Below are 9,953 nucleotides of genomic sequence, written 5' to 3' on the forward strand. Positions count from 1 at the left end.
TTGGGTCCACTGTCGGGGCGCAAAGGGGTTTGCGTGGACGAGGAGACTATCATGACAAATGAATAACCGCACTTAAGCCAGCCTTAGCGCTTGGTTAAGCAAGGCTGGTGTGTGGTGGGTGGGATACGATATCCGGCCTTGAATAGTGCGTTTGCATGGATTTTGTTGTTGTTTGAATGATTATGTCATATTGCCTTGTGGTGTGCGGCCCAGAATGCTGACAGGACGATAAGGGCGCCGCCTAGCCAGGCGATGGGGCTGAGTGTTTCGCCCAGCCAGAGGACGGCAAACAGGGCACCGAAGACGGGCTCGCTGCCGGTGAGGAGGCTTACCCGTGTGGGGGAGCTGTGGCGCAAGGCCCAGTTCTGGGCGAAGAAGGCAAAGATGGTGCAGCCCAGTACCAGGTAAGCCGTTGCCAGCCAGAAGCCAGGATGCGCAGGCAGGGCCGGTAGGCCTTGTGGGCTTAACCAAGCCAAGAGCAGGCTGCCACAGCCTATGACCCCTGCCTGCACTGCGGTCAGTGCCAGTGGGGCGACCTGGCGGCCCTGGGTGAGCTTGCTGGTGAGGCAGACCGTTATGGCGCGCAGCAGGGCTGCACCCAGCATCAATAGATCGCCCAGGCCGAAGCGGGCCTCCAGACCTCCGCTCAGCAGCAAGGCACCCAGCAGGGAAACACCGGCGAAGACAAAAGCCGGTGTTGCTGGCCGGCGGCGCAGCAGCCACCACTCCACGAAGGGTGTCATGACGATGCACAGGCTGATCAGGAAGGCGGCATTGGCGGCCTGGGTCATGGCGACGCCGAAGGTCTCGCAGATAAAGATACCCAGCATCAGGGCGCCCAGTGGCAAGCCGGCCAGCAGCGCATCGCGGCGGGCTGGTGTGCTGATGTTCAACAGCGTGGGGGCCAGCAGGGCAAAGGTCAGCAGGAAGCGTATGGCCAGGAAGCCCAGTACCGGATAGTAGGCGAGGGCGCCTTTGGCTATGCCATAGCTGGTACCCCAGACCATGGCGACCAGAAGCAAGAGGAGATCGGACAGACGCAGCAATCCGGCGGGCTGGGGAAGGGTAAGTGAGGACATGGCGTCAGCCTGGAGAGAGTGATGCCGGATTATCAATTTATCCGATTGAGATGATAATCTGCCGTATTGGAACAGGATTTGTGCGCCATGAGAACAAATGAGGAGTTTGAAAGCCTGCCTGAGATGGCGGTGTTCGCCAGGGTGGTGGAGGCGGGTAGTTTCTCGGCTGCGGCCAGGCAGCTTGGGCTGACACCCTCGGCGGTCAGCCGTTTGATAGCCAGGCTGGAAGCGCGCCTGCAGCTACGGCTGCTGGAACGGACCACCCGGCAGCTGCGTTTGACCGAGGCGGGCGAGGCGGCCCTGGCCTGTAGCCAGGACATGCTGGCAGCGGCCGGAGGGGTTTTGGCTTTGAAGGATGCCTACGCTGCAGCACCGAGGGGGTTGATACGGATCAGTGTGCCCAAGGCGGTGGGGCGGCAGGTGGTGCATCCGTTGATGGCCGAGTTCCTGCGGCGCTATCCGGAGGTTGATGTGCAGCTGGTGGTAACTGACCGGACCGTGGATCTGTTTGCCGAATCGGTGGAACTGGCCATACGCATGACGGACAACCCGCCGCCCGGGCTGGCTGGCCGGCCATTGATGACGATCAGCCATATGCTGTGCGCCAGCCCGGACTACCTGGCGGCGCATGGCACGCCTGTGCACCCCAGGGAGCTGGCAGGGCATAGCTGCCTGTACCTTGGGGAGGATGAGCGGGACCGGCACTGGCGATTCAGACTGGGTGGCGAGCTGTGTACTGTGGCTGTGCGTGGTCGCTATGTGGCCAATCACAGTGAGATGCGGCTGGAAGGGGCATTGGCGGGTCTGGGGATTGCCAGCCTGCCCGCATTTGCGGCTGCCGCCAGCTTGGCACAGGGCCTCCTGCGGGTGGTGTTGCCTGATTGGGAGCACCTGACAGCATATGCCGGGACGGCCTGGGTGTTGTACCCGTCCAACCGCTTTGTACCACCCAAGTTGCGGGTGATGATTGACTTTCTGGTGGCGCAGTTGGGTGGTGATCAGCAGGCGCAGCAGGTAAAAAAACACCCCGCCTGAGCGGGGTGTTTTCGGCAGCGTCGGCTTGCGCCGATGTAGCGGGTACGGCTTAGAACAGATGGATGATGCCAGTGGTCCAGGCGCTGTTGTTGCGCTTGGTGCCGGCGGCGCCACCTTGACCAGCCGAGGTTTCCAGCAGCGAGACGTTGTTCTTCTCGTTGGTGGCGCGGCTGAATTCGGTGTAAACGATGGTGCGCTTGGACACGGCGTAGTCCACGCCCAGGGCCAGGTAGTCGCCGCCGGAGCTGTCCACACCGTCCAGATCGCCCACGTGGGTGTAGCCGATACGGGCAGTAGCGTTGCCGAAAGGCTGGCTGACCACACCGATGATGGTGTCGCGGTCGGTATCGACTGGGCCAAGGCTGAAGTTGGACTGACGGTAGGCCAGCTTGAAGTTGGTGCCAGCTGGCAGGGTGTAGCCTGCGCCCAGCAGGTAGTTCTTGATGCGGGCGCCGTCCATGACAGGCTTGGTGCCATCAGCGATGACGGGGGCCAGATCGCGTTGCGACTCAAAGGCGCCGATCAGTTGCAGCGAGCCCACGTTGTACTCCAGCGAACCGATCACGGCCGATGGGGTCACGTTGTTGGTCTTGCCTTCCATGTCGCCGTACTGCAGCTTACCAACGAAGCCGCCCAGGTTGGGGGTTTCGTAGGCGATGTTGTTGCTGGAGCGGTAGTAGACGCCATCGATCAACAGGCTGTTGATCATGGTGGAGTTGCCGTTGAAGCCGTCGAAGTTCTCTTGGGCCAGGTCGAAGTAGGTCTTGCCGCGACCCAGCTTGACGGTACCGAAGTCGCCCTTCAGGCCAAGCCAGCCTTCGCGGTTGGCGAAGCCGCTTGCGCTGGCGTCGTCAAGGCGAACCTTGCTTTCGATCTTGAAGAAAGCGCTGAGGCCGTTGCCCAGGTCTTCTTCGCCCTTGAAGCCGATGCGCGAACCGGTGTCTTCAATGATGGTCTTGGTGACATCGTCGTTGTTGACGATGCTGACGCCGGCTTGGGCGATACCGTAAACGGTAACGTTGGCGTTTTCGGCGTGAACCAGTACAGGAGCAGCAAACAGACCAGCAACCAGTGCAGCGATGCGAGCGTATTTCATGCGGGATTTCCTTTTCTTCTTAAGTTAGGCCAAGGGCGCATAGCACGCCCGTGGCAGGCGAACGCATTGTGATGAGAGTGGCGGATAAATGCATTAGGGAAAACGGTTAGGGAACTATTTCACCTAAGGGGCTAAACACACCGGTCGGTATGTCTACTTTCTTAATTAAAACAATGCGTTGCGCTTGTATTTATATCTGGCTTTGGCGCGTTTAATAAAAAGGCCGGTAATAATATTACCGGCCTTTGTAGCGCGCACGCTACAACTACATTAGATAGTTGACAGCGTTTGCGGGTAATGAATATCAGTAATTCACCATTTATTGGGTATTCAATCCCTTGGGTAAAGAGAACACAATGCCTTCAATCGTGCCTTCCATTTCCTCTACCGATTGAGCGCCGAATTCCTGAATACGGGCTATGACTTCCTTGACCAGTATTTCGGGGGCTGATGCGCCAGCGGAGACACCCACGCGGGCCTTGCCGGTAAACCAGGCGGCCTGCAATTCGCTGGCATTGTCGACCAGGTAGGCATCGAGACCGGCGTTGGCCGCCACTTCGCGCAGGCGGTTGGAGTTGGAGCTATTGGTGGAACCGACCACCACCACTACATCGGCCTGGCTGGAGAGCTTTTTGACGGCATCCTGGCGATTTTGCGTGGCGTAGCAGATATCGTCCTTCTTGGGGCCAACGATGGCGGGGAAGCGCTGCTTGAGTGCATCCACCACTACGGCCGCGTCATCCACACTCAGGGTGGTCTGGGTGACGTAGGCCAGCCGGCTTTCGTCTTGCACGGCCAGCCTGCCCACATCGGCAGCGTCTTCGACCAGGTACATGCCACCCTGGGACTGTCCCATGGTGCCCTCCACCTCGGGGTGACCCTTGTGGCCGATCATGATGATCTCGAAGCCTGTCTCGCGCAGCTTTTTGACCTCCATGTGGACCTTGGTCACCAGTGGGCAGGTGGCATCAAATACCTTGAGGCCACGTGATTCTGCTTCGCGGCGTACTGCCTGGGATACCCCGTGGGCGGAGAAGATCAGGGTAGCGCCAGCGGGCACGTCGTCCAGCTCTTCGATGAAGATGGCGCCTTTCTGCTTGAGGTCTTCCACCACGAACTTGTTGTGCACCACTTCATGGCGGACGTAGATGGGGGCGCCGAACTGATCCAGCGCGCGCTCAACGATGGCGATGGCGCGGTCTACGCCAGCGCAGAAGCCACGTGGATTGGCGAGTACGATTTGCATGATGGTCATGGCAATTCCTGTTTGATCAGGTGGTCTGGTCGGCCGGCTTCTTGAAACTGTCCAACACCATCAATACGGCGCCGACGCAGATGGCCGAGTCGGCGATATTGAAGGCGGGCCAGTGGCTGGTGCCCCAGTAGACATCGAGAAAATCGATGACGTGGCCGTAGAGCAGGCGGTCTATCAGATTGCCTACGGCGCCACCGAGGATGAGCGACAGCGCCAGGGCAAAGCGGGTTTCGCCGTGGTGCTTGCGCAGCATGGCTACGATGGCAACCGAGACGACCAGGGCCAGCAAGGTGAAGAAATGCCGCTGCCAGCCCCCGGCGGTGGCCAGGAAGCTGAAGGCAGCGCCCTTGTTGTAGGTCAGGACCAGGTTAAAGCCGTTGAAGATGGGCAGGACATCACCGAACTCGAAGGCCGACTCAATGGCCAGCTTGGTGGCCTGGTCTACCACCATGATGATGAAAGCCAGTAGCAGCCAGCGCGCCATGCCTTGCTTAAGCATGCTTGCGTACCTCGCCCGTGCCAAACAGGTTGCTGACGCAGCGGCCGCAGAGGCTGCCGTGCTCGGCATGGCTGCCTACGTCGCTGCGATAGTGCCAGCAGCGCTCGCATTTGGCGGCCGTGGCGGGTGACACGCTGACGCGGGTTTCGTCGCCGCTGACCAGACTGAGGCTGGAGACGATAAGGATGAACTTCAGATCGTCGCCCAGTGCGGCCAGCAAGGGGTAGAGCTGGGCATCGGCTGTGATGGTCAGCTCGGCCTGCAGGCTGGAGCCGATGTTGCCGGCTTCGCGCAGGACTTCCATCTCCTTCTTGGCCTGTGCCACCACGCTACGCACAGCGGACCAATCTCTTGCCAGTGCTGCCGCATCGGCGGGCTGGGGTAGCGTGTACCAGGTGTGCAGCAGGGTGTTGTCGTCGCTATTGCCTTCCAGTGTGTTCCAGACCTCGTCGGCCGTGAAGCTGAGTACCGGTGCCAGCAGCAAGGCCAGGCTGCGGGTGATGTGGTACAGGGCAGTCTGGGCAGAGCGGCGGGCCGGGCTGTTGGCCGCGGTGGTGTAGAGGCGATCCTTCAGGATATCGAGGTAGAAGCCGCCCAGGTCGTCCGCACAATAGTGGTGGACGGACTGCATGGCCGTGTGGAAGCTGTAGCGACCGTAGTCGGCCGTGACGGCATCCTGGAACTGCTGTGCCATGACCAGGGCGTAGCGATCCAGCGTCAGCATCTGGTCTACGGCGATGGCGTCGGTGGCGGCATTGAAGTCGCTGAGGTTGGCCAGCAGGAAGCGCAGGGTGTTGCGTGCGCGGCGGTAGCTGTCTGCCACTCGCTTGAGGATCTCGTCCGAGATGCTCATCTCGCCCGAGTAGTCGGTGCTGGCGGCCCACAGGCGCAGCATGTCGGCGCCGTATTGGTCGATGACCTTCTGCGGCGCAACCACATTGCCCTTGGACTTGGACATCTTCTCGCCCTTGCCATCCACCGTGAAACCATGGGTCAGCAACTGCTTGTACGGGGCGCGGCCCTGGGTGGCGCAGCCGGTCAGCAGGGACGACTGGAACCAGCCGCGATGCTGATCTGAGCCTTCCAGGTAGAGATCTGCCGGCCAGGCCAGTTCGGGCCGTTGGCGCAGCACGGCGAAGTGGGTGGAGCCGGAGTCAAACCACACGTCCAGGGTGTCGTTCAGCTTGTCGTAGTCCTTGGCCTCGTCGCCCAGCAGCTCGGCCGGGTCGAGCGCGAACCAGGCGTTGATGCCGCCGGTTTCCACACGCTTGGCGACGGCTTCCAGCAGCTCCAGCGAACGGGGGTGCAGATCGCCGGTCACCTTGTGGGCAAAGAAGGTCATCGGGGTGCCCCAGTTGCGCTGGCGTGAAACGCACCAGTCCGGGCGGTTGTTGATCATGGATTCCAGCCGTGGGCGGCCCCAGTCGGGGAAGAACTCGGTGTCATCGACCGCCTTCTGCGCCACGGCACGGAGCGCCTGGCCGGCGTGGCCGGGTTTTTCCATGCTGATGAACCACTGGGCGGTGGCGCGGAAGATGATGGGCGTCTTGTGGCGCCAGCAGTGCGGGTAGCTGTGATTGAGACGCACATTGGCCAGCAGCAATTCGCTGGCGGCCAGGTTTTCGATGATCAGCGGGTTGCCTTCCCATACCGACTTGCCTTCGAACAGGGCGACACCGGGTTTGAAGCGGCCGTCGTTACCCACCGGGTTTTCGTCGCTCAGGCCGTAATGCTGGCCGACCAGCCAGTCGTCCAGGCCGTGCGCGGGCGCGGTATGCACCAGGCCGGTACCGGCGTCAGTGGTGACATGGTTGCCCAGGATGATGAAGGATTCGCGCTCGTAGAAGGGGTGTTGCAGCTTCAGGTGTTCCAGCTTGCTGCCGTGGGCCTGCGCTACCACCTCGACCGATTCGAAACCGTAGCGCTTGATGGCGCCTTCGGCCAGTTCGCGCACCAGGATCAACAGGCCCTTGGGGGTTTCGACCAGATCGTAGGTCAGTTCGGGGTGTACGCAAACTGCCCGGTTCGCTGGTAGCGTCCAGGGGGTGGTGGTCCAGATCACGGCATAGGCAGGCACGCCGGCAATGCGATCGGCCGGCAGACCGAAGGCAGCGGCCAGGGCGGCGGTATCCTTGACCGGGAAGGCAACATCGATGGCGGGGCTGTTCTTGTCCTCGTACTCCACCTCGGCCTCGGCCAGCGAGGAGCCGCAATCAACGCACCAATGCACGGGCTTTTGGCCCTTGACCAGATAGCCCTGGCGATGTACTTCGCCCAGGGTGCGGATGATGTTGGCCTCGGTCTCGAAGGCCATGGTCTTGTAGGGGTGCGCCCAGTCACCGATCACCCCGAGGCGGACGAAGTCCTTCTTCTGGCGCTCGATCTGGATCTCGGCGTATTCGCGGCACAGCGTGCGGACGAAATCGACCGGCAGGTGGGTGGCTTTTTCGTCCAGGCCGTTTTCCTTGCGGAAGGCCACGATCTTGGCGTGGATGGCCGGTGCGGCTTCGATGGCCTTCTTGTCGCCCTTTACCAGCTTTTCGATCTGATGCTCGATAGGCAGGCCGTGGCAATCCCAGCCCGGAACATAGGGTGCATCAAAACCCGACAGGGTCTTGGTCTTGACGATGATGTCCTTGAGTACCTTGTTGACGGCATGACCGATGTGGATGTCGCCATTGGCATAGGGGGGGCCGTCGTGCAGGATGAACTTGGGCCGGCCCTGGGCGGCTGCGCGGATGCGCTGGTACAGCTTCTGGTCTTGCCAGCGCTGCAGAAAGCCGGGCTCGCGGCGTGCCAGATCGCCCCGCATGGGGAAGGGGGTATCCAGCAGGTTGACTGGGTATTTGCTTTGTTCGGACATGGTGGTAACTCGATGAATTCAGTCTCTTGACCGGTGCTTTGCACCGATCAGCGTGATTCGTGCAGCCCCCGCCCGCTCACGGACGGGGGAGGCTAATTCGTTCGCGGTAGAAGGCGCGGGCGTTCTCCACATCCAGCTTGATCTGGGCGATCAGGGGTTCCAGGCCATCGTACTTGGCTTCGTCACGCAATTTGTGCAAAAAATCCACCTGCAGATGACGGCCGTACAGGTCGCCACTGAAATCGGGCAGGTAGACCTCCAGTGCGATGCGGCCGCTGTCGTCCACCGTGGGGCGCTTGCCCAGGCTGGCTGCACCCAGCAGGGGCTGGTCGGCCGCGCCGTGGACTTCGGTGACAAAGATGCCGGTGAGGGGCGGGCGGTTATGCTTGACCTGGATATTGGCCGTGGGAAAGCCTATCTGCCGGCCCAGCTTGGCGCCATGCACCACACGGCCGCTGATGCGATAGGGGCGGCCCAGCAACTGTTCGGCCAGCGCCAGATCGCCGCTGCCCAGGGCCTCGCGCACGGCGGTGCTGGAGGCGCGGCGGCCGTCTACGGCTATCTCGGGCATGGCCTCGGCCAGGTAACCAAATTGCTGGCCATAGGTGGCCAGCAGGCTGTTGTCGCCAGCACGGCCTTTGCCAAAACGGAAATCGTCGCCCACCAGCACGTAACGCGCACCGATCTGTCTGGCTACGATCTCGCCCGCAAAGGCCTCGGCGGTAAGCGAGGCAAAGCCCCGATTGAAGTGGGCCAGGTAGACCCTGGCGATGCCGGCATCGCGCAGCAGCTCGAGCTTCTCTCGCAGGCTGGAGAGGCGGGCGGGGGCGGCATCGGGGGTAAACAGTTCGCGCGGGTGCGGCTCGAAGGTGAGCACGGCGGGCGGCAGGTTGGCGCGGCGTGCTTCGGCCACCAGGCGATCAAGCATGGCGCGATGGCCGCGATGCAAGCCATCGAAGTTGCCTATGGTCAGGGCACAAGGCCCGGCCTGATGAAATGGGACGCCGCGAAATACCTGCATGGAGTAGAGAGAATGCACTCGCCGTGGGAAGAACCGGCAATTCTACTTGTGGGGGGGCTGGGGGTCTAGGCGCGAATGGCGCAATGCAACAAGAATCAGTACTTTATCTCGACCGTGCCGCCTGCGCGGGCGATGCCTTGCACCACGGCACCGCTGACCATCTTGACGCTGACCTGTTGGCCTTCGTTGGCATTGCCCATGGCGCGGCCCTCGCTGGCCACTTCGAAGCCGTTGCCGACGGCCACTACCTTGACGAAATCGTTCACCTTGACGGCGAAGGGGGCGCGCAATTGATCGCTACGCAAAGGGGCGCCTGCGGGGGTGCCCCCGACCAAGTGGCGGCCGACGGCTTGCACGTGGTCGACCACCACGGCGGGGGGCAATTGGGATAGATCGCCGGTGCGGCGCTCGATGTCGGATTCGGTAATCTCGTGGCCGGAGGGTAGGGCGCGTGCAGCAACCCAGTAATCGGCCTGTATGGTGATGGCGGCCGGCAGGTTGACTGTCCACTTGGCGCCCTTGCTGCAGCGTATTCGCAAGCTGGTGTTGCCCAGCAGCCGGTTGCCCTGCGCCAGTTCCACATCTATCTTCTGGCAGGGTGCAAGCGTTAGCCGGCTATCCAGCCTGCCCAGCTGGAAGGTGGCCCGATCGCCGTGGCTGGCAAGTTGGGTGGTGAGGTAACGATTGGCCGCCTCGTACAGACTCTCCAGACCCTGCCGAGCATCGCCGGCAGCAGCAAGGGAACAACTCAGCAAGATGAGGATAAGGCAGCGGTACATCGCGGAGCAGCTATGACAGTGGGTTTTCAAGTGTGGAACCGTCGAGGCTGAAACGCAAGGTCGGCGTGGTTTTGCGTGGGCTCAGGGTGGTGCTTATGAGCGGCTTGGGGCGGCACAGCAGTGTGAGTTGCAAAATAAGGCATGTGAGAACCAATACGTAAGGAGAAGGACAGGCCGGCTATTTCACGCGACTGAGTATCCGCATCCCCTTGAAGCGGTTATTCCCCCGAAACCCGCCCCCAGCCTCATTCCTGCTGCTTTGCAGCAAATCTATCAATAACAATGACTTGCCACCATTCACCCGCCTCGGGTAGAGTGCCGCCCTT

General features: G+C 61.6%; 8 protein-coding genes. 1 reads left to right on the forward strand and 7 read right to left on the reverse strand.

Annotated elements, in window-relative coordinates; all coding sequences use genetic code 11:
* Positions 1 to 185 precede the first annotated feature (185 nt).
* Positions 186 to 1,079 (reverse strand): DMT family transporter, encoded by an 894-nt coding sequence (locus QWZ03_RS12215; protein ID WP_290332975.1) that lies wholly within the window; start codon positions 1,077 to 1,079, stop codon positions 186 to 188.
* A gap of 87 nt (positions 1,080 to 1,166) precedes the next feature.
* Between QWZ03_RS12215 and QWZ03_RS12220 the strand changes: the two genes are divergently transcribed.
* Entirely contained in the window at positions 1,167 to 2,114 is a 948-nt protein-coding gene (locus QWZ03_RS12220; RefSeq protein ID WP_290332976.1) for a LysR family transcriptional regulator, read from the forward strand.
* A 49-nt stretch (positions 2,115 to 2,163) separates the two neighbouring features.
* Here the strand turns inward: QWZ03_RS12220 and QWZ03_RS12225 are convergent, their stop codons facing one another.
* The 6 genes from QWZ03_RS12225 to flgA all read right to left on the reverse strand — a co-directional run bounded on the left by QWZ03_RS12225 (position 2,164) and on the right by flgA (position 9,627).
* Positions 2,164 to 3,210 carry a porin gene (locus QWZ03_RS12225; RefSeq protein WP_290332977.1) on the reverse strand — a complete coding sequence of 349 codons (1,047 nt, stop codon included), beginning with the start codon at positions 3,208 to 3,210 and terminating at the stop codon, positions 2,164 to 2,166.
* Positions 3,211 to 3,529: 319 nt separating this feature from the next.
* Positions 3,530 to 4,465: a 4-hydroxy-3-methylbut-2-enyl diphosphate reductase gene (gene ispH / locus QWZ03_RS12230; protein ID WP_284196163.1), complete on the reverse strand. Its 936-nt coding sequence runs from the start codon at positions 4,463 to 4,465 to the stop codon at positions 3,530 to 3,532.
* A 16-nt stretch (positions 4,466 to 4,481) separates the two neighbouring features.
* Positions 4,482 to 4,964 carry a signal peptidase II gene (gene lspA / locus QWZ03_RS12235; protein ID WP_284196162.1) on the reverse strand — a complete coding sequence of 161 codons (483 nt, stop codon included), beginning with the start codon at positions 4,962 to 4,964 and terminating at the stop codon, positions 4,482 to 4,484.
* Positions 4,957 to 7,827, reverse strand: a complete 2,871-nt coding sequence (gene ileS / locus QWZ03_RS12240; RefSeq protein ID WP_290332980.1) for an isoleucine--tRNA ligase — start codon at positions 7,825 to 7,827, stop codon at positions 4,957 to 4,959. Before ileS ends, lspA begins: the two co-directional genes overlap by 8 nt.
* A 76-nt stretch (positions 7,828 to 7,903) precedes the next feature.
* Positions 7,904 to 8,848, reverse strand: a complete 945-nt coding sequence (locus tag QWZ03_RS12245) for a bifunctional riboflavin kinase/FAD synthetase (protein ID WP_290332982.1) — start codon at positions 8,846 to 8,848, stop codon at positions 7,904 to 7,906.
* 95 nt (positions 8,849 to 8,943) lie between these two features.
* The gene (flgA, locus tag QWZ03_RS12250) at positions 8,944 to 9,627 is read right to left on the reverse strand and encodes a flagellar basal body P-ring formation chaperone FlgA (RefSeq protein WP_290332983.1); all 684 of its coding nucleotides are present in this window, start codon (positions 9,625 to 9,627) and stop codon (positions 8,944 to 8,946) included.
* Positions 9,628 to 9,953 lie beyond the last annotated feature (326 nt).

Origin of the sequence: Chitinimonas viridis, from assembly GCF_030409555.1 — a bacterium.
GTDB classification, from domain to species: domain Bacteria; phylum Pseudomonadota; class Gammaproteobacteria; order Burkholderiales; family Chitinimonadaceae; genus Chitinimonas; species Chitinimonas viridis.

What these genes read in the sequence shown, in the direction of transcription:
- flgA (WP_290332983.1), bottom strand. Translation starts at nt 9,627, where the DNA reads ATGTACCGCTGCCTTATCCTCATCTTGCTGAGTTGTTCCCTTGCTGCT.
- QWZ03_RS12225 (WP_290332977.1), bottom strand. Translation starts at nt 3,210, where the DNA reads ATGAAATACGCTCGCATCGCTGCACTGGTTGCTGGTCTGTTTGCTGCT.
- QWZ03_RS12215 (WP_290332975.1), bottom strand. Translation starts at nt 1,079, where the DNA reads ATGTCCTCACTTACCCTTCCCCAGCCCGCCGGATTGCTGCGTCTGTCC.
- ispH (WP_284196163.1), bottom strand. Translation starts at nt 4,465, where the DNA reads ATGACCATCATGCAAATCGTACTCGCCAATCCACGTGGCTTCTGCGCT.
- QWZ03_RS12220 (WP_290332976.1), top strand. Translation starts at nt 1,167, where the DNA reads ATGAGAACAAATGAGGAGTTTGAAAGCCTGCCTGAGATGGCGGTGTTC.
- QWZ03_RS12245 (WP_290332982.1), bottom strand. Translation starts at nt 8,848, where the DNA reads ATGCAGGTATTTCGCGGCGTCCCATTTCATCAGGCCGGGCCTTGTGCC.
- lspA (WP_284196162.1), bottom strand. Translation starts at nt 4,964, where the DNA reads ATGCTTAAGCAAGGCATGGCGCGCTGGCTGCTACTGGCTTTCATCATC.
- ileS (WP_290332980.1), bottom strand. Translation starts at nt 7,827, where the DNA reads ATGTCCGAACAAAGCAAATACCCAGTCAACCTGCTGGATACCCCCTTC.